Origin of the sequence: Pseudomonas sp. B21-048 (assembly GCF_024748615.1) — a bacterium.
GTDB lineage: Bacteria > Pseudomonadota > Gammaproteobacteria > Pseudomonadales > Pseudomonadaceae > Aquipseudomonas.
Map to the genome: position 1 here is coordinate 5654025 of NZ_CP087168.1, position 21251 is coordinate 5675275.

Below are 21251 nucleotides of genomic sequence, written 5' to 3' on the forward strand. Positions count from 1 at the left end.
CGGTAGTCTTCTCGCCGGGTCGCCACACTGCGTGGTGGCTTAGCGGGAGACTTTACTCAGAGTATTGCTCTCGCAGCAGACCACCCAAGCCATCAGCATCGACCGGACGACTGATCAAATACCCCTGCACTTCATCGCAGCGCTCGGCTTTCAGAAACTCCAACTGCTCCGGCCGCTCCACCCCTTCAGCCACCACTTTCAGCGCCAACCCGTGCGCCATGGCAATAATCGCCCGGGTGATCGCCGCATCCTCACTGCTCTCCCCCAGACTGCGGATAAATGCCTGATCGATCTTCACGTAGTCCACAGGGATGCGCTTGAGATAACTCAGAGACGAATAACCGGTACCAAAATCATCGATCGCCAGCTTCACCCCAAGATCACGCAACTGCTGGAAGGTCGCAATGATGTGCTCGACGCTATCCAACAGCTGGCTCTCGGTGAGCTCCAGTTCCAGGTAATGCGGCGCCAGGCCGGTTTCCTCCAGCACCTGGCGTACCAGGCTAACCAGTTTTCCCTGACGCAGTTGATGCACCGACAGGTTGACCGACAAGCGAATCGGCTCCAGTCCCTGACGCTGCCACTCACACGCTTGCCAACAGGCCTGACGCAAAACGAACTCGCCGATAGCGCCGATCAGCCCGGTTTCCTCGGCCAGACCGATGAAGTCCCCCGGCGGTACCTGGCCCAGGGTCGGGTGGCTCCAGCGTACCAACGCCTCGGCGGCATTCAGCCGACCGGTGGCGAGGCAGAGTTTCGGTTGATAAAACACGTTCAACTGCTTTTCTTCGATGGCTTTGCGCAACTGGTTCTCGAGCTGCAAACGCTCGAGCGTGCTGGCTTGCAGGCTGTCTGTATAGAACTGGAAGTTGTTGCCGCCCAAGTGTTTGGCATGCTGCATGGCCATGTTCGACTGGCTAACCAGCGCGGAAATATCGCGCGCAGTATCCGGCAACAGGCTGATGCCCATCGACACGCTTACCACCAATTCATGACCCTCGACGGTGATTGGCAACCGCAGCTTGGTGGACAATCGGGTCGCCACCCGCGCCAGGCTCGACAAGTTGCCATAAGCGTCGAATAACACCGCAAATTCATCGCCGGACAATCGAGCGATGGTGTCCGCTTCTGGCAATGCATTGACCAGGCGCCGGGCCATTTTCTGTAACAGTTGATCAGCGATTTCGTGACCGAGACTGTCATTGAGCAGCTTGAAGCGATCCAGATTGATGTGCAGTAACGCCAAGCTGCGCCGGCCGCCCTGACGCACCCGCTGATGGGCCACACGCAGCCGTTCGTGGAACAATGAACGATTGGCCAATCCTGTGAGCTCATCGTAATGCGCGAGGTAACGCATACGCTCCTCGGATTCACGCCGAGCGGACAGATCGGCGAAAAAGCCGACAATATGGCTCACATTTCCCCGCGTATCGCGCACGGCATTCAGTTGCAGCCATTGCGGATACAACTCACCATTCTTGCGGGTTTCGACCAGCTCTCCCTGCCAGCTACCGTCCTGCTCCAGCGCCTGACGAATCGCTGCGTAATGTCGACGGGCGTCGCGGCTACAGGGCAACTCAACCACGTTACATCCGAGCATGTCGTCGATGTCATAGCCGGTAACCCGACTGAAGGCCTGATTGACGGCAATCAACGCGTAATTCGGGTCCAGAATTACAATGCCTTCGCTGGCGGCTTCAAACACCGTCGCCGCCAGTTGTCGCTGTTGTTCCAGGCCCTTGCTGGCACTGATGTCGCGACGGGTGCCTACCATGCGGATCACCCGGCCGTTTTCACTGCGCTCAACCGCTCGACCACGATCCTCGATCCAGACCCAATGGCCATCGCCATGCCGCACCCGATATTCGATCTGATAATCCTCGCTTCGCCCCTTCAAATGCTCGACCAGCGCCCGCTTCAGCGATGGCAGATCGTCGGGGTGCAACCTGGGCTTGAGGTGGCGGAGCATCGCTGTCACGAATTCCGGTTCCAGGCCGAACAACTCTTGAAGCTGGGTGTGATGGACTTCGTCTGTCTGCAGGTTCCAGTCCCACAACCCGAGCTCGCTCGCCTTCAATGCCAGCGCCAACCGAGCTTCGCTCTTGCTCAAGGCCTGGTTGGCGGCGTCCAGCTCCAGACTGCGTTGTGCGACTCGATTTTCGAGGTCGACCTGGGTTTCACGTAATTCGTCTTCGGCGCGGCGACGCTGCTCGATTTCCTTGGCCAGTTCGTGGTTGAGCTGATCGCTGCGACTTTGCGCCTGCTGCAAATGCTCGATCAAGGCCTGATTTTGAAAGCGTCGCAGCAGCCCTTGGTCAATCAGCCGATTGACCTGCCAGGCGACCACGCTCAACGAACCCAGCAAAATCAGGCCAAACCAGCCCCAGCCCTGTTCCTGCTCATCCCCGCCCCAGAACAGATAGCCGATGGCCGGCAACAGACAGGGCAAGGTAAAGGATAGAAAAGCCGGCAGGCTGACGGCATAAGCAACGCTGGCCGAGAGTGCCGCGGCGCCGATCAGGCCGAACACCCAAGCTTGTTGCATGAAGTTGTCAGCGGGCACTAACGCAATACCGGCTCCAGCCAGGGTCAGGCCTGTCATCGCCGAGCCGAGGAAGAACATACGACGCCAGACCGGATGGGCCTGACGGTGTGGAATCGCCGAATCGAAGGCCGCCACCTGAATCACCCGCAACGCCACCAGCGACAATAACCAGATCAGCCAGACGCTGACCATGAAGTAACGCTGCGGGCTCCAGAGCAAGCCGGCGCACACCAGACCGTTGATCAGCATGAACAGCGTAGGCAACAGCGAACCCTGGTATAGCAGACGCGTGCGTTCAACCGCCATTTCCATGGCGTACTGTTTGCGGATAACCCGGGGCTCCACGGAGGGGCCCGACAGGTCGGAGCTGAGGGTCATAAGCAATGTTCTTGTTCTTATAGAGAGCATGGGAGCCCGAATTTGTGAACGGAGCATACACAAGCAAATGCCCGGACCAAACAGCCCAAGGTCATAAAATAGACGAAAGTTTGAACCGCCCATCTTGGTAAAAAAGCCGCCAGACAAGCTCTGCCAATGCTTACAGCCGATGACCGACCGGTCGTCATCGGTACTTCTTTCATCGGCTAATGCAAAGCTCGGTTTGCCCGGTGTGACCGCGCACCCTAGAATGCCCCGATGCGCGATGATCTCTCCCTTCTGCTGAACTCCCTCAACGATGCCCAACGTCAGGCCGTAGCTGCCTCCGTGGGTCGTCAGTTGGTCCTGGCCGGTGCTGGCTCCGGTAAAACCCGAGTGCTGGTGCACCGTATCGCCTGGTTGATCCAGGTCGAAAACGCCTCGCCCCACTCCATTCTTTCGGTGACCTTCACCAACAAGGCCGCTGCCGAGATGCGTCATCGCATCGAGCAGCTGATGGGTATCAACCCGGCCGGCATGTGGGTCGGCACCTTCCACGGCCTGGCGCACCGCTTGCTGCGGGCGCACTGGCAGGAAGCCGGCCTGAGCCAGACCTTCCAGATTCTCGACAGTGACGACCAGCAACGGCTGGTCAAGCGGGTAATCCGCGAGTTGGGGCTGGATGAGCAACGCTGGCCGGTCCGGCAGGCCCAGTGGTTCATCAACGGGCAGAAAGACGAAGGTCTGCGTCCGCAACATATTCAAGCCAGCGGCGATCTGTTCCTGGCGACCATGCGCAGCATTTATGAAGCCTATGAGGCAGCTTGCCTGCGCGCCGGCGTCATCGACTTCTCGGAACTGCTGCTGCGCGCCCTCGATCTGTGGCGCGATAATCCTGGCTTGCTCGCCCATTATCAGAAGCGCTTCCGGCACATTCTGGTGGACGAGTTCCAGGACACCAACGCCGTGCAGTACGCCTGGTTGCGTCTGCTGGCCAAGGGTGGCGACAGCCTGATGGTGGTCGGCGACGACGATCAGTCGATCTATGGCTGGCGTGGCGCGAAAATCGAGAACATTTATCAGTATTCCGACGACTTCCCGGATGCCCAGATCATTCGTCTGGAGCAAAACTACCGCTCCACAGCCGGGATCCTCAAGGCCGCCAACGCCCTGATCGCCAACAACACCGGGCGCATGGGCAAAGAGTTGTGGACCGATGGCGGCGAAGGCGAAGCAATCAATCTGTACGCCGCCTTCAACGAGCATGACGAAGCACGCTACGTGGTTGAAACCATTGAAAGTGCGCTGAAAACCGGCTTGGCTCGTAGCGATATCGCGATTTTGTACCGCTCTAACGCTCAATCGCGCGTTTTGGAAGAAGCCTTGCTGCGTGAACGCATTCCGTACCGCATTTATGGCGGTCAGCGCTTCTTCGAACGGGCAGAAATCAAGAACGCCATGGCGTACATGCGTTTGCTGGAAGGCCGTGGCAACGATGCGGCCCTGGAGCGGGTGATCAACGTTCCGGCCCGTGGCATTGGCGAAAAAACCGTCGAAGCCATCCGCGATCATGCACGCCACAGCCATGTGTCAATGTGGGAAGCCATGCGTCAGCTGGTGGCCAACAAAGGCCTGACCGGTCGCGCTGCCGGTGCTCTTGGCGCATTTATCGAGCTGATCGAGAACCTCGCCGCCAAGTGCCTGGAAATGCCGCTGCACTTGATGACCCAAACCGTGATCGAGCAGTCGGGGTTAATCGCCTACCACCAGGCGGAAAAAGGCGAGAAAGGCCAGGCCCGGGTAGAAAACCTTGAGGAACTGGTCAGCGCCGCGCGTAACTTCGAAAATCCGGAAGAGGATGAAGAGCAGACGCCATTGGCGGCGTTCCTCGGTCACGCCTCGCTAGAGGCCGGAGACACCCAGGCCGACGAGCACGAAGACAGCATTCAGTTGATGACCCTGCACAGCGCCAAGGGTCTGGAATTCCCTTACGTGTTCCTGGTAGGCATGGAAGAAGGCCTGTTTCCGCACAAGATGAGCCTGGAAGAACCCGGCCGTCTTGAAGAGGAACGCCGTCTGGCCTACGTCGGTATTACCCGGGCGATGCAAAATCTGGTGCTGACTTATGCTGAAACCCGACGCCTGTACGGCAGCGAGACCTACAACAAGGTGTCGCGTTTCGTACGGGAAGTGCCGAAAGGCCTGATCCAGGAAGTGCGGCTGTCCAACAGCGTCAGCCGTCCGTTCGGCGGCGGCCAGCAGCAGAGCTCCAGCAACCTGTTCGGCGGCAGCGAGATCCCGGACACCGGGTTCAGCCTCGGTCAGACTGTGCGGCATTCGGTGTTTGGCGACGGGGTGATCCTGAACTTCGAAGGCGCGGGTGCTCAGGCGCGGGTGCAGGTGAATTTCAGCGAAGGCAGCAAGTGGTTGATGCTGGGTTACGCCAAGCTGGAAGCCATCTAAAGGCGATGCCAGGGAGCGTTTCTGTGGGAGCGAGCCTGCTCGCGATGAACGATGACGCGGTGTTTCTGCTATTCCGCGGTGCAGCTATCGCGAGCAGGCTCGCTCCCACAGTTTGATCTCGCAGTGGCACTGGTCGCTTTCCTACAGACCCCATCCACTCGTCCTACAGACCAAAGCTAGCAGGCCTTATTGCGCTGACTGAAGCTGAACACAACCTGTCAGGCAAAAGCCCGAAACACTCTGCCGCTAGCCAGTAACACTTCAGCTGTGCAACATGGCGCGCGTGCCTTCCACAAATGGGAATTCCCTTTATGAAACGTTTTCTTAGCATCGCCATGGCGTTGTGCATTGGCCTGACGATGAGCCTCGACGCCAATGCCGCCAAGCGCTTTGGTGGCGGCAAGAGCTCCGGCGCTGCGCCGACTCACCAGACCAGCCAAATGGCGCCTTCTTCTCCTGCAGGCGGCGCTGCTGCTACTGCGGGCGCGGCCGGTGCCGCTGGCGCTGCCGCCAAGGCCGGCGGTGCTTCGCGCTGGCTCGGCCCTCTGGCCGGTATCGCTGCCGGTGGCCTGCTGGCCTCCATGTTCATGGGTGGCGGCTTCCAGGGCATGCAGATCTTCGACATCCTGATCATGGCGGTCATCGCCTTCCTGGTCTTCCGCTTCATCGCCGCCCGTCGTCGCAAGCAGCAGGAGCACATGGCTCCAGCCGGCGCGCCGATGCAACGTGAAGTGTTCGAACAGAAACCAACAGCCATGGGTTCGATCTTCGGCGGCTCGGCAGCTCCGGTTGCCGCTCGTCCGGTGATCAACGCGCCAGCCTGGTTCAATGAACACAACTTCATTGAAGCGGCCCGCAACCACTTCCAGTCCCTGCAGCAACACTGGGACGCCAACGAAATGGACAAGATCGCCGAGTTCGTGACTCCGCAACTGCTGGAGTTCCTCAAGCGCGAACGTGCCGACCTGGGCGACGGCTTCCAGTCGACCTACATCGATAACCTCCAGGTACAACTGGATGGCGTTGACGACCGTGCGGACAAGACTATCGCCACCCTGACCTTCAGCGGCGTGTCGAAGTCCTCGCGTTTCGACCAGGGCGAAGTGTTCAGCGAAAGCTGGAACATGGAACGTCCACAGGGCGAAAACCAGCCTTGGCTGGTGGCCGGTATCCGCCAGAACGGCTGATCACTTCCAGCGGTTCACCTGTTGTAATAAAACCCCGGCCTCGGCCGGGGTTTTCTATTTCGCGGTTGCATCTATAGCGAGCTACTGTATAAACCGCCCCAACTAAACCGCGCCATCAAGCAAGAGGATCCCGGACGTGGAAGAAATCATCGAACAACTGCGTGAAGCCAACGAACCGGTACCGGTCCCCTTGGAGTTGCCTGACGAAGATCAGATTGTGGAAATCGAAGAGCAATTGTTCATCGATATTCCATTCGTATTCAGAGAATTTTTGCTGACCGTCAGCGACGTGGTCTACGGCAGCCTGGAGCCGGTGACCGTCACCGATCCGCAGTCCCACACCTACCTGCCAGACGTTGCAGCCAACGCTTGGGACGCTGGCGTCGATCGCAGCATGATTCCGATCTGCCAGGACGGTGACAATTACTACCTAGTCGAAGAAGACGGCACCGTGGTGCTGTGGCTGGCCGAAGAAGAGCTGATCGCCGAAGAAACCTGGGAATCGGTATGGCACTGGGCGCGGGACGTCTGGCTGGAAAGCTGATCCGCCCTGATGCATCGCGTGGTCAATGCCCGGACGATTCGTTGTGGTTGTCCAGCGTTTCCAGCAAGGCCACCTGCATCCGCGTATGCACGCGAATGAACCAGCGCCAGAGCAGCGCCGCCACCGCGGCCGCGACTATGACGATCAGCACCAGCAACTTGTTGGTCGGCAGAATACTGGCCGACAAGGCTGCCAGCAGCAGGAAAATCACTAACAGCGAGAGTATCGGGATCACTTCGGCGATTACCCGACGCACTCGCTGCGTGTGGCGGCCGGCCATTTCCGGCTTCACACCCATCTCTGCCAGCAGCATCGACAGTGCCTTGAGCTTGCGATAGGCGGCGATCAGGAACGGCAGTGACAACAGCAACGCCCCGCCCCAGATCAACGCTTTCTGCCAGCTCGGGTCGCTGATCCAGTCTTGCAGGTAAACGGACATACGCTCGGCGAAGAAGGCACCCGATAAAAAGATCGCAATCACCAGCGCCAGATTGACCCCCACCTGCAACAGAATCCGCCGGATCATCGACGCCAACAGTGCGCCCTCACCCTGAGGCTGAATGCTGCGCAGCCATTCACCATACATCCCCAGCACACGGCCCAGACGCTGCGGCATCACTGCAGCAAGCTTGATCGACAGCGGATCAGCCGCGCGAATCAGATACGGCGTCAACAGCGTGGTGATCACCGAGACGGCCACCGCCACCGGATAGAGAAAGTTGCTGGTGACCTGCAGCGTCATGCCCAATGCCGCGATGATGAAAGAGAATTCGCCAATCTGTGAAAGCCCCATCCCCACGCGCAGTGAGGTGCGCCCGTCATTGCCGGCGATAAAGGCACCGAGACCGCAGGACAACATCTTACCCAGCACCACAGCCACGGTGATCACCGCGATCGGCCAGGCGTATTGCAGCAGGATCATCGGGTCGAGCATCAGGCCGATGGCGACGAAGAAAATCGCACTGAACAGGTCGCGAACCGGCTCGATCAACTGCTCGATCTTCAGCAGTTGTCGCGATTCGGCCATGATCGCGCCAATCAGGAACGCGCCGAGGACCATGCTGTATTCCAGTTTGACCACCAACAGGCAGAAGCCGAAACACAGGCCCAGCACGGTGATCAGCAGCATCTCGTTGCTGTCGAATTTCGCCACGTAGGCCAGCAGTCGGGGCACCAGCAGAATGCCTATAACCAGTGCGACAATCATGAACAGTGAAAGCTTGCCGACCGTGGAAAACACTTCGCCGGAACTGACGGTGCCGCTGACCGCGATGCTCGACAGCAAGGCGATGATGCCGATGCCGAGGATGTCTTCGACGATCAGTACGCCGAAGATCAGTTGGGCAAAACGCTCGTTCTTCATCTTCAGGTCGTTGAGCGCCTTGACGATGATGGTGGTCGAGGAAATCGCCAGGATCGCGCCGAGGAACAGCGAGTCCATGGTGTTCCAGTCGAACCAGCGACCGATTTCATAGCCGATCCAGATCATCAGGACGATTTCCAGGAACGCTGCGATGAACGCCGTGGCGCCAACCTTGAACAGCTTGCGCAGGCTGAATTCCAGGCCCAGGCAGAACATCAGGAAAATCACCCCGAGTTCGGCGAGGGTTTTGATGGTTGCTTCGTCGTGGATCAGGCTGAACGGCGGCGTATGCGGGCCGATAATGAAGCCGGCGACGATATAACCGAGTACCACCGGTTGTTTGAGACGATGAAAGAGCACGGTCACCACACCCGCGATCAACATGATCACTGCCAAATCCTGAATGAAGCTGATGGCATGCATGGCGTGTGGCTCCTTGGGGTGGGCTTTTGAAGGGTAACATCGCGACTTCCGGCGGAAAGAGGGTGCAATATATGGAAACAGATAGATTCGGCGTGACGGCGGCCCCCCGCCCGGCGTCCCGATAACTGTTGGTTTGAAAAACCAAGCGCCCGCAGAGGTGTAACCCCGAATCCTGCCTTGAACCCGTGAGTACGTTATGGAACCCGGAAACGCCCAGCTGTCGATGACGGTATTGATGACCCCCGACATGGCCAATTTCTCTGGCAATGTCCACGGCGGCACCCTGCTCAAATACCTCGATGAAGTGGCCTACGCCTGCGCCAGCCGCTATGCCGGCCGCTATGTGGTAACCCTGTCGGTGGATCAGGTGATCTTCCGCGAGCCGATTCACGTCGGTGAACTGGTGACCTTTCTGGCCTCGGTCAACTACACCGGCAACACCTCGATGGAGGTGGGCATCAAGGTCGTGACCGAGAACATCCGCGAGCGCTCGGTGCGCCACACCAACAGCTGCTTCTTCACCATGGTCGCGGTGGATGACCAGCGCAAACCGGCCGCAGTCCCGCCGCTGCAGCCGCAGAACAGTGAAGACAAGCGTCGGTACATGCAGGCCCAGCAGCGTCGGCAGATTCGTCAGGAACTGGAAAAACGTTATCAGGACATCAAGGGCGACGCCTGAGCAGACAGTTATCCAGCGCTCTTCAGATCGCTATCGCGAGCAGGCTCGCTCCCACAGGTACAGCGATAACCTTGTGGGAGCGAGCCTGCTCGCGATTGGGACAACCACCCGATTACAGGCTGATCGCTGTCGCCTCGAACCGCACCCGCGGATGAGCGATCCGGTCCTGCGCCCGCACCAGTTCCAGCTCATAGCTGGCGCAGGCCTGGGTTTCCAGCATCACTTCATGCACTGCCGCCGCGGTGAATTCGAAGGCGCTCACCAGATTGTCACCCTGCAGCACACGCGCCAGGAACATCCCGGCGGTCAGATCGCCAACGCCCACCGGCTGACGCGGAAACGCCAACAGCGGCCGACGCAGGTGCCAGCTGCCTTCAGCGGTCACCAGCAACATCTCGAAGCCCTCCGCCGGTTTGCCGGGATAGTCCAGGTGCTTGACCAGCACCGCCTTCGGACCGCGCGCCAACAGCGCCCGCGCCATGGCCAGGCAATCGAACAATGACTGCGCCTTGCGCCCCGAGAAGCTGTTCAGCTCCAACTGGTTCGGGCACATGAAGTCGGCCATTGCCGCCGCCTCTTCCAGCAGAAAATCGCTGACCTCGGCTGGAACGGTACAGCCCTTCTCCGGATGGCCCATCACCGGGTCGCAGAGGTATAGCGCTTTGGGATTGATCGATTTGATTCGTTCCACGCCCGCGAGAATCGCCCGGCCCTGGGCCGCGCTACCGAGGTAGCCGGACAACACAGCATCGCAATTGCCCAGCTCGCCGATCGCCGCGATGCCTTCCACCAGTTCCGGAATCTGATGCGGGGCCAGTACTTCACCGGCCCACTGGCCATATTGCGTGTGATTGGAGAACTGCACGGTATTGAGCGGCCACACGTTCACACCGATCCGCTGCATCGGGAAAACCGCGGCGCTGTTGCCTGCGTGGCCGAACACCACGTGGGACTGGATGGCGAGCACATGGGGCGTACGTTTCATGCGGTGAGTTTTCCGTCAAACGATTGAAATTCGAGCCGCGCAGTATGCGACTAAACGCAGCCTGTACGACAGACCGGCGACGCAGTTAAGCTGGCACTATCTTGTTGGAGCACCCTGTTGATGCTGACCCTCGGAAATATCTTAGTGCTGATGCTGCTCGCCACCGGTGGCGCGTGGCTGTGGCACAACCACGGCTTGCGCGAACGCGCGCTGGAGCGGGTCATACAGCATTGCGCCAAGCTGCGGATCGAGCTGCTGGACGGCAACGTAGCCTTGAAGAAGATCGCTTTCATTAAAGACGCCAATGGCCGTCGGCGCCTGGCCCGTGTGTATAACTTCGAATTCACCGTGACCGGCGAAACCCGCCACACCGGCACCATCACCCAATTCGGCGCCCATAGCGCGCAGATCGAGCTCGCGCCTTACCCGATGCCGTTCGATGACACACCGCCGGTGGTCGACATCACGAAGCCCAGAGCTGAGGTGATTGAACTGAGTCAGTGGCGGCAAGAACACACGAAGTGGCGTCCTTGAAGGTAGTTGTTGTCGGTTAAATCCATTCGCGAGCAAGCCCGCTCCCACATTTGATCTGTTGTGCTGCACAACTTGTATGCACACCACAGCCCCCCTGTGAGAGCGGGCTTGCTCGCGAAGAGGCCTTCACAGACTGTGCAAAAAAATCAGCTAGTTCGCTTGAACCCTGCATCCCGCCAGACCTTCCTGCAGCACTTCAACAACCTGCGCCTCACTGAAAATCAGCTCGATACGCGAATCCCGACGCCATTCGCTGGGCTGCCAATCCAGTAACGAGTTATCCAGCGCATTCGCCGACACCCAACCCTCGACACTGTGGATAACCAACTTCGCCCGCCGCCATTCAAGGCGCTCAAGCCACTTCCCGATCAATACGGCATCGAATATCTGACTCGGATGCCACCGCCATCCAACGCTCCAGCCACCCTCCTGTGCCTGACTCAAGCAAATCGGCAACGTGGGGTCAGTCCAGATGGCCGGCATCTGCGCCAATCCCTTGGGCACGACAAAGTTATCCACACCCGCGACAGCCTGAGCCCCGAGCCCCGGTAACTCGCTCAACGGCAAGACGGCTTGCTGCGTCCAGTACAAAGGACGCATCGGCAACTGTGTGGCGATTCGCTGGCGATCACTGTCGTCGAGGCCTTCTGCCTTGTTCAGCAACAGCAACCCGGCACTGCTTAAGGCTTGCTGTTGCGCCTCAGGCAGCGGTTTTCCGGCCGCGAGCGCCTGAGCATCCAGCACCAGCACACACGGCTGCACCGCCAGGACGCCTTGCCACGGCGCCTCACTCAATTGCCTGAGCAACTGCGCCGGATGTCCCAGCCCGGAGGGTTCGATGAACAGTCGATCCGGTCGTGCCTTGCGCAGCAACCGCCCGAGGCCGATCTGAAACGGTGCACCATTGACGCAACACAAACAGCCCCCGGCCACTTCCCCCAGTGCGATACCATCGGCATCCTGGGTCAACAGAGCGGCATCCAGACCGATCTGGCCGAACTCGTTGATCAACACCGCCCAGCGCTCACCCACGGGCCGTTGCGCCAGCAGGTGCTTGATCAGGCTGGTCTTGCCGGCACCCAGCGGGCCGGCAATGACGTGGGTGGGAATGTTCTGCAACATGGTCGAGGTTTTCTGAGGAGGTAAAGAATGCGGTTGATGGGATGGTCGTTGCTACTGGCGCTCACATCGGGCGAAGCGCTGGCTCAGGCCTGCGTGGTGCACAGCACGGCTGAGCGGCTCGACGTGAAGGTCTGCCAGCAAAACCGCAGTATCCCGGAAAAACTGTTCGCCGACGGATTCTGCCAGCCGAATCTGCCCGGGCAGAAAGTCGAGGTGCAGTACGTCGACCAATGCCCTACCGGCGCGTTCGGGGTGTGCAGCAATGCTCAAGTCGCCAATATGCCTTACCGGCAGGATATTCACTATTACGGCGTGGCCACCGATGCGGTGTATTTGAAGCCATTTTGCGAAGCCCAGAGCCAGGGAACCTGGCTCAAGCCTTGAGCCGCTAACTCAGCCAGTCCAGGGTCAGAATCAAACGACGCTCGCCCGGCGCCGGCTGCGGCGAGCGGTGGATCAAACCGAAGCCTTCGTTGCCGTGCCACTTCTCCCCTTTAAGCAACGCCACTTCGCCGCTGGTGATTTGTTGAATCAGCGAACCGTCCTGTGGTTCCGCCTCAGGTTTGCCTAATTGCCGGCGATCCATCGCCCCTTCTTTCAGCCATTGGCTGCCAATACCTGCGTAGGTGGTGATCAACCGCACCGGCACATGATCGACGTGGAAACGCGGGCACATGGCTTTGTCCAGAACCCGCAGACGCAGGCCGATACGCTGGGCGCCCAACAGGCAGGCGAAGGCGCTGACCAGCCAGGAAACATCGGCGATAAAGCCTTCGTAGCCTTCAAGGTCGCTGAAGCCTGAGGCTAAACCGTGGAGATTGGGTTCGGCGTCATCGCCGGGCATTTCCAGGGACAGCGCCTCGGCCAACGGCTCGTTCAGGGACAACAACAAACGACCGAAATCGGCAATGTGCGCTGGGAGTTGGCGCTGCCAGAGGGCCAGGTTCACGCCGTCGTCCAGAATTCCGGTCAGCGCTTTTGGCGTATCACCTTGAACCTGGCGAATGGCCGGTCGCAGCTTCAGACTGGGCGCCAACATCATGCAGCCGCCTCTTCGTGCCAAGGACCAAACGGATCAGGCAGTAACTGCCAGCCCTCGACACCCAAGGCCATCTCAGCATCCGTAAGCAGGCAGCTATCGAGTTCGACGGTGAGTTGCGCGAAATCGATGTTCTGGCCGATAAACACCAGCTCCTGACGGCAATCACCGGTGGCGGCCGTCCAGTTTTCCATGATCCCGGCAGTGCTTTCTTCATCTTGCGGCCACTGGTTTTTCGGCACGAAACGCCACCAGCGTCCGGCAAAACCGTGACGCATCAAGCCGCCAGCCTGGGACCAGCTACCAGCATCCCTGTGTTTGCTGGCCAACCAGAAAAAGCCTTTGGAACGCAGCAATTTGCCATTCACCCACGGACGGTCGATGAAGCTGAAGAAGCGCTGTGGATGAAACGGTCGCCGCGCCCGATAAGCCGTGGAGGCGATACCATATTCCTCGGTTTCCGGCACGTGTTCACCGCGCAATTCCTGCAACCATCCCGGCGCCTGAGCGGCTTTTTCGAAGTCGAAGCGCCCGGTGTTGAGGATTTTCTTGAGCGGCACTTCGCCCATGACCATCGGAATGATTTCGGCCTGGGAATTTAGCCGCTCGAGGATCGCGATCAACTCCTGGCGCTCACTACTGCTGATCAAATCGATCTTGCTGATCAGGATCACGTCGGCGAATTCGATCTGCTCGATCAACAGGTCGGTGATCGAGCGTTCATCCTCCTCTCCCAGGGTTTCGCCACGGGTAGCGAGGCATTCGGCGGCCTGATAGTCGAGCAGGAAGTTCATGCCGTCGACCACGGTGACCATGGTGTCGAGCCGTGCAATGTCGGCCAGACTCTGCCCTTCTTCATCGCGAAACGTGAAGGTTTCCGCCACGGGTAGCGGCTCGGAAATCCCTGTGGACTCGATCAGCAGGTAATCGAAACGACCGTCCTTGGCGAGTTTGCTGACTTCTTCGAGCAGGTCTTCGCGCAAGGTGCAGCAGATGCAGCCGTTACTCATTTCCACGAGTTTTTCTTCGGCACGGTTCAAGCTCACATCGCGTTGAACTTCACTGCCATCAATGTTGATCTCACTCATGTCATTGACGATTACCGCGACCCGCAAATTATCGCGATTACGTAGTACGTAATTAAGAAGTGTACTTTTTCCGGCGCCGAGAAAGCCCGACAGGACGGTCACGGGGAGACGATTGGGCATCAGGTATTCCTCATCAGGATGTGGCCGGTCAAATCGCACGTTGATGGCGTTCGCGCAGCTCTTCACGTTCTTTGGCTTCAATACACAGAGTGGCGGTGGGTCGCAGCAGCAGGCGCTTGAGGCCGATCGGCTCACCGGTTTCGCGACACCAGCCGTATTCGCCACGAGCCAGGTGTTCGAGGGCTTCGTCGATCTTGTCCAGCAGCTTCTTTTCCCGCTCCAGCAGGCGCAGTTGCCACTGGCGCTGTTCTTCGGCACTGCCGATATCGGCGGGATCGCTGTGGGGTTCCTGCTCGCGCAACACGTCGAACTCGCCGGCAATGCGCTCCTGCAGCTCGCTGCGCTGAGCCAGTAGCAGGTCGCGAAAGAAGCCTTGCTGGGCATCGTTCATGTAATCGGCGGCGGGTTGAGCGAGCAGTTCTTGTTCAGTCATGGCGGTGGATCATCAGAGCGGGTGTATTTTTATGTTATAGCATAACAATACAAATAAGCCACTCCCCTCTTGCTCGCTGCGACAAAGGGCACGATGCTTTAACCCGTCCGCCCCTTTGAGAAATGCCATGGGAAACGCCCTGAGATTCTCGCTGTTGAGCCTTTCGTTGCTGATCGCGGTCGATGCCAGGGGACAAGTCCCAAGCCTGGCCAACTGCACTCGCAGCGCCAATCTGCTGGCCTGCGTGGATGCCGACGGCAATGCCTACAGCGTTAACACCGTCGGCAACACGATCTATTTGCGCGGCTTCGAAGTGGCCGGCAAACGCCAATGGGCGCAAACCAATAGCCGCTACGGGCAATTGACGTTCTTCACGGGCATCGCGTCCGATGGCGAAGCCTGGGTCGGCTACAACCGCCGGGTTGGCTGGACAACCATCAATCGGTTTTCCAGTTCCGGCGGCAGCAGCGGCAAGTTCACGTGTAGCCGGATGACCGGCTGCTAGGCCTGCATCTTTTTCTGTTCCTGTTGCCAGGCGATGTAGCTGTTCATCGGTGGGTTCTTCTGAAAATAGCGCTGCAACCCTTCGAACAAACCATCGGCCACGGCTTGCTGATGGCGGGCAGTCACCAGTCGCTGACTGTCGCGGGCGTTGGAGATGAAGCCGGTTTCCACCAGAATCGACGGCACATCCGGCGACTTCAACACGGCGAATCCCGCTTGTTCCACGCGCTTCTGATGCAGCGTGGTGATGCCCGCGAGGCTGCCGAGCACCGTACTGCCCAACTGCAAACTGGCGGCGATGGTGGCGTTCATCGACATGTCGAGAATCACCCCGGCGAGCATCGGATCCTTGTCCTTGAGATTGAGCAGGCTGGTGGCGCCTAGCAGGTCTGCACCGTTCTCCCGTTGCGCCATGAAGCGCGCCGTGGCCGAGGTCGCGCCGCCTTCGGACAAACAGTACACCGACGCACCTGAAGCGGTGAGACGCGGTGCCGCGTCCGCATGGACTGAGATGAACATGTCGGCCTTGTGCTTGCGGGCAATCTCCACGCGCTTGCGCAGCGGGACGAAGAAGTCGTCATTGCGCACCAGTTTCACGTCGAAGCCCTTCTCACGTTTCAGCCGTTTGGCCAGCAGCTGGGCGATCGACAGCACCACATCTTTTTCCCGCTCACCTTTGGCACCGACCGCGCCCGGATCTTTGCCGCCGTGACCAGGGTCGACCACCACGATGATGTCGCGCTTGGGGTGAGCCTTGTCGGTGACGGGTTCAGGTTTTTCCATCGGCGCCGCTGCGATCTGTGGCGGCGCATCGGTCTTCAGATCGAGTACCAATCGGTGCCCCTGCCCGTCCTGTGGCGGCAGCAGAAAACTGTTGAGCTGCACCGGGCCGCTGAGGTCAAGGACGACTCGCGTATCGGCCTGACCGAAATGTCCGGAGCGAATTGCGCGAATCACCGTATTGTTGAGTGCCAACTGACTGAAGTCGCCACTGAGATTGGCGCCACTCAGATCGATGATCAGCCGTTCCGGAGCGCTCAGAGAAAACGTCTTGTATTGCACCGGCCCGCTCAGATCGAAGACCAGTCGTAGCTTGTCATCGGAGCGCCATAGTCGTGCATTGCGAATTTGCGTGGCCGACGCACTAAAGGGAAATGCGAAGGCCACGCTGGCCAGAATCAGGTTGAGCAAGTGACGTCTGTGCATGGTGAAAGCCCGCTCACGAAAAAGGCATCGTCGATTTGATTGTTATAATATAACATGCCAAATCAACTCCCACGATGGACCTGCTCATGAATGCGCTGACTCTGCCGGATATCGCCGCGCAGGCCTCACGCCAAGCCCTGCCACTCGATTGGGTGGGCATGTGCGGCATTGCTCTTCCTGTTTTATTCGATGGCCAGCGACTGAGCGCAAAGGTCGACGCTGGCGTTAGCCTCGACGCTGGAGAGGCGCGCGGCATCCATATGTCGAGGCTGTATCTGGCGCTGGAAATGCTTGAGCAGGAACACCTTTCATCCGCGTTGTTGCGGCGAGTCCTGCAGAGTTTTCTCCAGAGCCATGAGGGACTTTCCCACAACGCTTATCTAAAAATTCATACCGATCTACTGCTCAAAAGACCGGCGCTCATCAGTCCGCTAGCCGGTTGGAAAACTTATCCGGTGAGCGTCGAAGCGAGTTTGAAAAACACGATGTTCCACGTGGAACTAAAAGTCGACATTCCTTATTCCTCCACCTGCCCATGCTCAGCGGCACTTTCGCGGCAGCTGATTCAGCAGCAATTCGTGGATGACTTTGCCAACAAGTCACTGCAACACGCCGACATTCTGGCTTGGTTAGGTTCCACGAAAGGCATCGTCGCCACGCCGCATAGCCAACGCAGCAATGCGCAATTGCAGTTGCGCCTGGACGACTATCTGGATGACCTGCCGCTGATCGCCGCGATCAACGATGCGGAAGCAGCCCTCGGCACCGCAGTGCAAACCGCCGTGAAACGGGCCGATGAACAAGCCTTCGCCCTCGCCAATGGTCAGAACCTGATGTTCTGTGAAGACGCCGCTCGACGCTTGAATCTGGCCCTGAAACGCTCCCCGGGCATTAACGCCTTTCATGTGCGAGTCGTTCACGCCGAAAGTCTTCATGCCCACGATGCTGTCGCTGAAAGTCGCTGGAATTGGGAGGCCGCATGATCCGATGCCAAGCCTTGTGCTGGGGCGCTCCCGGTCAACCGCTCACTCCGTCGGTGGACTTCCAGTTACCCAAAGGAAGTCTGACCGCCGTCATCGGTGCCAACGGTTCGGGTAAAAGCAGCCTGCTGAAAGTCATCGCCGGTCTGCAAAAGCCGCTGACGGGAAAAGTCATCATTGATGTTCCACGCAAAGGCGGCCTTTCGTTCCTGCCTCAGCAACAACACCTGGACCGGCAATTCCCCATCAGCCTGCAAGAGTTGGTGGCTGCTGGTTTCTGGGGCAGCAAGCAAACTCCAGAGATTCGCAGCCAACGCCTCAAGTCCACGCTGGAAGACTGGTGCCTGAGCGGCCTGGAACATCGCCCATTGATGGCGCTCTCCGGGGGTGAGTTGCAGCGTGCCCTGCTCGCCCGGCTGAGTCTCGCCGAAGCCCCCTTGTTGCTGCTCGACGAACCCCACGCCGCGCTCGACGAACTCGGCCAGGCGCTGCTCTGGAAACACATCCACGCCTGGCATGCCGAAGGCCGAACGCTGGTCGTGGTGTGTCATGACCTGGCTGCCGTGCGCCAACACATCCCTCAAGCCCTATTGATCAAAAGTAGCGGCTGCATCCTCGGCCCCAGTACCGATCTGATTCGCCAACAACCCCAGACGCAGGTGGCTTGATGATCGCTACCGCTCAGCTTTGGCAACCGTTCCACGAATTCGTCTTCATGCGCCGGGCGTTGCTCGGTGGTCTAGTTTTGGCCTGCAGCACCGCTCCGCTTGGGGTGTTTCTAATCCTGCGGCGCATGAGCCTGATCGGCGACGCGGTGGCTCACGGCATCTTACCGGGCGCCGCATTGGGCTTCTGGTTCGCCGGTTTGAGTTTGCCCGCGTTGACTATCGGCGGTCTCGGCGCTGGGTTGAGCATGGCTGGACTGGCGGCCTGGATCACCCGCCGCACCGGCCTGCGGGAAGACGCGAGCCTGGCCGCGATCTACCCGATATCGCTGGCCAGCGGCGTACTGATCCTCGGCATCGCCGGCAAGCGTCTGGACCTGTTGCACCTGCTGTTTGGTTCCGCGCTAGCGGTCGATGGGCCGACCTTGACCGGCATGCTATGGGTCTCGGGCTTCAGCCTGCTCGCCATGCTCCTTATCTACAAACCCCTGTTACTGGACACCCTCGACCCGCTTTTTTTGCAAACCGTCAGCCGCCTCGGGCCACTGGCTCACGGGATATTTCTGACCCTGGTGGTGCTAAACCTGGTGATCGGTTTCCAGGCCATCGGCGCGTTGATGGTGGTCGGTTTGATGATGTTGCCAGCCGCGGCTTCTCGCTTCTGGAGCCGGCGCTTGCCGGTACTGATGGTCATTGCCGCACTGCTCGGCGGCCTCTCGGTCTGGCTCGGATTGTTGCTGTCGTTTTACTGCTCACTGCCCAGCGGCCCGGCGATCGTGCTGGTGGCTGGCGCTTTGTATTTGCTGTCCGTGGTGTTCGGTCCGGTGCACGGTTTGCTGCGCCGCCCGCCGTTGCTCACATCCCAATGAGGTGTTGCCCGATGCGCGCTTTACTCGTGCTGTTCAGTTTGATGCTGTCGATGTCGTTGTCTGCCGCAGAAAAACTCGAGGTGGTCACCAGCTTCAGCATCCTCGCCGACATGACCCATCAGGTCGGCGGCGACCATATCCAGATCACCAACATGGTCGGCCCGGACGCCGATGCCCATACCTACGAGCCGACTCCGGACGATGCCAAGGCATTGCTCAAGGCCAGATTGATCATCAAGAACGGGCTAGGTTTCGAGCCATGGCTGGACCGTCTGGTGACCAGCACCGAGACCAAAGCTCCGGTCATCAGCGCGAGCCACGGTGTCATTCCACGCTCGCTGGATGAAGACGGCGAAACCATTCCCGACCCACACGCCTGGCACAACCTGGCGAACACCAAGCTGTACATCAGCAACATCACCAAAGCGCTGATCGCCGCCGACCCTGCGAACAAAGCCGACTACGAACACAACAGCCAGGCCTACCTGAAAAAGATCTACACCTTGCTCGCCGAGGCCAAAACCAAGCTCGGTTCTCTGCCGCCAGGTAATCGTAAAATCGTGACCTCCCATGACGCCTTCGGCTATCTCGGTCAGGCTTACCGCATCGACTTCATGGCGCCACAAGGTCTGTCCACCGAGCGTGAACCGTCGGCCGCCGACGTCGCTGCGCTGATCACGCAGATCCGTCAGGCCAAGGTCAAAGCGGTGTTCATGGAAAACATCAAGGACGCGCGCCTGCTCAAGCAAATTGCCGATGAAAGCGGCGCGCATATCGGCGGCATTCTGTACTCCGATGCCCTCGCGGCGACCGGCCCGGCCAGTACGTTCGCCGGGTTGTTCGAATACAACCTCAACACCTTGTACGACGCGTTGAGCAAACCATGATCCGGAAGAATCCTTCAGGCGATCTGCCGTCGATTGCGGAGTCCGCGTACGTGGATAAAACCGCCATCATCTGCGGCAAAGTGGTGATTGGCGAGAACGTGTTCGTCGGTCCGTACGCGGTGATTCGCGCCGATGAAGTGGACGACTCAGGCGAGATGGAGCCAATCACCATCGGCGCCAATTCGAACATTCAGGACGGCGTGGTGATTCACTCCAAGTCCGGCGCGGCGGTGACCATCGGCGAGTTCAGCTCCATTGCCCACCGCTCCATCGTGCATGGCCCCTGCACTGTCGGTAACCGCGTGTTCATCGGGTTCAACAGCGTGCTGTTCAACTGTGCAGTGGGCGACGGTTGCGTGGTGCGGCACAACTCGGTGGTCGACGGTCGTGACCTGCCTGAAGACTTCTACGTGCCCTCCACCACACGCATCGGCCCCAACACTGACCTGTCGCAGTTCCCACCGGTGAGCGTCAGCGCCTCGGAGTTTTCCGAAGACGTGGCACGCACCAACGTCGATCTGGTGCGGGGCTACAAAGCCCTGCAGAACGAGTTCTGATCAGATTGCCTCGCACGCCAATCGTCCATAGACAAAGGAAAAAGGACGGCGGGCTTGCCCGCGAAGCTTTTAAGCTCTTGGTTTAACCGTCCCGCAATCCTGTCCCAGCCACACAGCGCGAGTATCGAGGCTACCCTTCTGCTGAATGCCGGTGGCGTTGAAGGTGCCGTTGACCTTGGTGGTGAACTCACGATCGCTGAGGAATGTGGCGACACCCGCACCTTGCGCTTTCGGACAGCTGAAACGGAATTTCCACTGGTTGCCGGTACGCTCGGTGATTTCCTGCTTGCAGCCCGATTGCGGGTCCGTCAGTGGAATGTTGTCGGTCTTCACCTGCTCAGGCGTCAGGCACGCCCGAATCCCTTTGCCGCCCATGGTGATGCCCTGCTTCTCCAGCTGCGCGCGCTGTTCAGGGGTCATCTGACTCTGTATCTGGCCGAGGATCAGTTGCAGATCGGGCAGGTTCTGGTCATCGACCTTCATGTTGCTTGAAGTCATTTCCCACAAACCCGGTTGCAACATCTGCGCCTGAGCAGCCACAGGAAGTGCCAAACCAAACGCAATGGCCAAACCCAGCAGACGAACGTTCATCGAGTAACTCCTGATCATTAGTGGCCGTTAGACGTCAGCCACGGGCTTCGGTTCATGGGCCAATTAAATAGCGACATTCTGCCCGGAACATGGTCTGTTAAGCATTGAAT

21 protein-coding genes are annotated in these 21251 nt (G+C 59.2%); 12 read left to right on the forward strand and 9 right to left on the reverse strand.

The features are described 5' to 3' along the window. Positions 1 to 52: 52 nt before the first annotated feature. Positions 53 to 2923, reverse strand: coding sequence for an EAL domain-containing protein (locus LOY56_RS26550; protein WP_258618382.1), 2871 nt, complete (start codon positions 2921 to 2923; stop codon positions 53 to 55). A 258-nt stretch (positions 2924 to 3181) separates the two neighbouring features. On the opposite strand from LOY56_RS26550, the gene uvrD reads away from it, so the two are divergent. The 3 genes from uvrD to LOY56_RS26565 all read left to right on the forward strand — a co-directional run bounded on the left by uvrD (position 3182) and on the right by LOY56_RS26565 (position 7096). Beyond that, positions 3182 to 5365, forward strand: a complete 2184-nt coding sequence (gene uvrD, locus LOY56_RS26555) for a DNA helicase II (protein ID WP_258618384.1) — start codon at positions 3182 to 3184, stop codon at positions 5363 to 5365. 311 nt (positions 5366 to 5676) lie between these two features. Next, complete coding sequence (locus tag LOY56_RS26560) at positions 5677 to 6552, forward strand: Tim44 domain-containing protein (protein WP_258618385.1); 876 nt, start codon at positions 5677 to 5679, stop codon at positions 6550 to 6552. 136 nt (positions 6553 to 6688) lie between these two features. Then, the gene (locus LOY56_RS26565) at positions 6689 to 7096 is read left to right on the forward strand and encodes an SMI1/KNR4 family protein (protein ID WP_008007803.1); all 408 of its coding nucleotides are present in this window, start codon (positions 6689 to 6691) and stop codon (positions 7094 to 7096) included. A 22-nt stretch (positions 7097 to 7118) separates the two neighbouring features. On the opposite strand, the gene LOY56_RS26570 is transcribed toward LOY56_RS26565, so the two are convergent. Then, the gene (locus LOY56_RS26570) at positions 7119 to 8882 is read right to left on the reverse strand and encodes a cation:proton antiporter (RefSeq protein WP_258618387.1); all 1764 of its coding nucleotides are present in this window, start codon (positions 8880 to 8882) and stop codon (positions 7119 to 7121) included. 196 nt (positions 8883 to 9078) lie between these two features. Here LOY56_RS26570 and LOY56_RS26575 point away from each other — a divergent pair, with 196 nt between their 5' ends. Continuing rightward, positions 9079 to 9561: an acyl-CoA thioesterase gene (locus LOY56_RS26575; RefSeq protein ID WP_007896533.1), complete on the forward strand. Its 483-nt coding sequence runs from the start codon at positions 9079 to 9081 to the stop codon at positions 9559 to 9561. Between the two features lie 112 nt (positions 9562 to 9673). Here LOY56_RS26575 and pdxY read toward each other — a convergent pair whose 3' ends face one another. After that, a complete protein-coding gene (gene pdxY / locus LOY56_RS26580) occupies positions 9674 to 10546 on the reverse strand; it encodes a pyridoxal kinase PdxY (protein WP_258618388.1) in 873 nt (290 codons plus the stop codon). Between the two features lie 120 nt (positions 10547 to 10666). Between pdxY and LOY56_RS26585 the strand changes: the two genes are divergently transcribed. Further along, positions 10667 to 11080, forward strand: coding sequence for a DUF3301 domain-containing protein (locus LOY56_RS26585; protein WP_258622906.1), 414 nt, complete (start codon positions 10667 to 10669; stop codon positions 11078 to 11080). 150 nt (positions 11081 to 11230) lie between these two features. On the opposite strand, the gene LOY56_RS26590 is transcribed toward LOY56_RS26585, so the two are convergent. Further along, a complete protein-coding gene (locus LOY56_RS26590) occupies positions 11231 to 12202 on the reverse strand; it encodes a GTP-binding protein (protein WP_217856957.1) in 972 nt (323 codons plus the stop codon). 27 nt (positions 12203 to 12229) lie between these two features. Here LOY56_RS26590 and LOY56_RS26595 point away from each other — a divergent pair, with 27 nt between their 5' ends. After that, on the forward strand, positions 12230 to 12586 hold the full coding sequence (locus tag LOY56_RS26595; RefSeq protein ID WP_217856958.1) for an NADH:ubiquinone oxidoreductase: 357 nt from the start codon (positions 12230 to 12232) through the stop codon (positions 12584 to 12586). A 4-nt stretch (positions 12587 to 12590) separates the two neighbouring features. Here LOY56_RS26595 and LOY56_RS26600 read toward each other — a convergent pair whose 3' ends face one another. From LOY56_RS26600 to dksA, 3 genes are read right to left on the reverse strand one after another with little or no spacing between them, the layout of a single operon-like run. Then, complete coding sequence (locus tag LOY56_RS26600; protein ID WP_258622907.1) at positions 12591 to 13241, reverse strand: DUF1826 domain-containing protein; 651 nt, start codon at positions 13239 to 13241, stop codon at positions 12591 to 12593. Continuing rightward, positions 13241 to 14449: a zinc metallochaperone GTPase ZigA gene (gene zigA, locus LOY56_RS26605; RefSeq protein WP_258618398.1), complete on the reverse strand. Its 1209-nt coding sequence runs from the start codon at positions 14447 to 14449 to the stop codon at positions 13241 to 13243. The genes LOY56_RS26600 and zigA overlap by 1 nt, the downstream gene beginning before the upstream one ends. 28 nt (positions 14450 to 14477) lie before the next feature. After that, positions 14478 to 14882, reverse strand: a complete 405-nt coding sequence (gene dksA / locus LOY56_RS26610) for an RNA polymerase-binding protein DksA (protein WP_217856960.1) — start codon at positions 14880 to 14882, stop codon at positions 14478 to 14480. Positions 14883 to 15009: 127 nt separating this feature from the next. On the opposite strand from dksA, the gene LOY56_RS26615 reads away from it, so the two are divergent. Continuing rightward, positions 15010 to 15387, forward strand: a complete 378-nt coding sequence (locus LOY56_RS26615; protein WP_217856961.1) for a glutamine synthetase — start codon at positions 15010 to 15012, stop codon at positions 15385 to 15387. Here LOY56_RS26615 and LOY56_RS26620 read toward each other — a convergent pair. Then, positions 15384 to 16592, reverse strand: a complete 1209-nt coding sequence (locus LOY56_RS26620) for an N-acetylmuramoyl-L-alanine amidase (RefSeq protein ID WP_258618405.1) — start codon at positions 16590 to 16592, stop codon at positions 15384 to 15386. The two genes, LOY56_RS26615 and LOY56_RS26620, sit on opposite strands and share 4 nt — an antisense overlap. An 86-nt stretch (positions 16593 to 16678) precedes the next feature. Here LOY56_RS26620 and folE2 point away from each other — a divergent pair, with 86 nt between their 5' ends. From folE2 to LOY56_RS26645, 5 genes are read left to right on the forward strand one after another with little or no spacing between them, the layout of a single operon-like run. Continuing rightward, on the forward strand, positions 16679 to 17575 hold the full coding sequence (folE2, locus tag LOY56_RS26625) for a GTP cyclohydrolase FolE2 (protein ID WP_258618414.1): 897 nt from the start codon (positions 16679 to 16681) through the stop codon (positions 17573 to 17575). Continuing rightward, positions 17572 to 18240 carry a metal ABC transporter ATP-binding protein gene (locus LOY56_RS26630; protein WP_258618423.1) on the forward strand — a complete coding sequence of 223 codons (669 nt, stop codon included), beginning with the start codon at positions 17572 to 17574 and terminating at the stop codon, positions 18238 to 18240. The genes folE2 and LOY56_RS26630 overlap by 4 nt, the downstream gene beginning before the upstream one ends. After that, the gene (locus tag LOY56_RS26635) at positions 18240 to 19106 is read left to right on the forward strand and encodes a metal ABC transporter permease (protein ID WP_258618425.1); all 867 of its coding nucleotides are present in this window, start codon (positions 18240 to 18242) and stop codon (positions 19104 to 19106) included. The genes LOY56_RS26630 and LOY56_RS26635 overlap by 1 nt, the downstream gene beginning before the upstream one ends. An 11-nt stretch (positions 19107 to 19117) precedes the next feature. Beyond that, positions 19118 to 19993 carry a metal ABC transporter substrate-binding protein gene (locus tag LOY56_RS26640; protein WP_258618427.1) on the forward strand — a complete coding sequence of 292 codons (876 nt, stop codon included), beginning with the start codon at positions 19118 to 19120 and terminating at the stop codon, positions 19991 to 19993. Continuing rightward, on the forward strand, positions 19990 to 20550 hold the full coding sequence (locus LOY56_RS26645) for a DapH/DapD/GlmU-related protein (RefSeq protein WP_030132513.1): 561 nt from the start codon (positions 19990 to 19992) through the stop codon (positions 20548 to 20550). Before LOY56_RS26640 ends, LOY56_RS26645 begins: the two co-directional genes overlap by 4 nt. Positions 20551 to 20619: 69 nt before the next feature. On the opposite strand, the gene LOY56_RS26650 is transcribed toward LOY56_RS26645, so the two are convergent. Further along, on the reverse strand, positions 20620 to 21141 hold the full coding sequence (locus LOY56_RS26650) for a DUF3617 domain-containing protein (protein WP_030132514.1): 522 nt from the start codon (positions 21139 to 21141) through the stop codon (positions 20620 to 20622). Positions 21142 to 21251 lie beyond the last annotated feature (110 nt).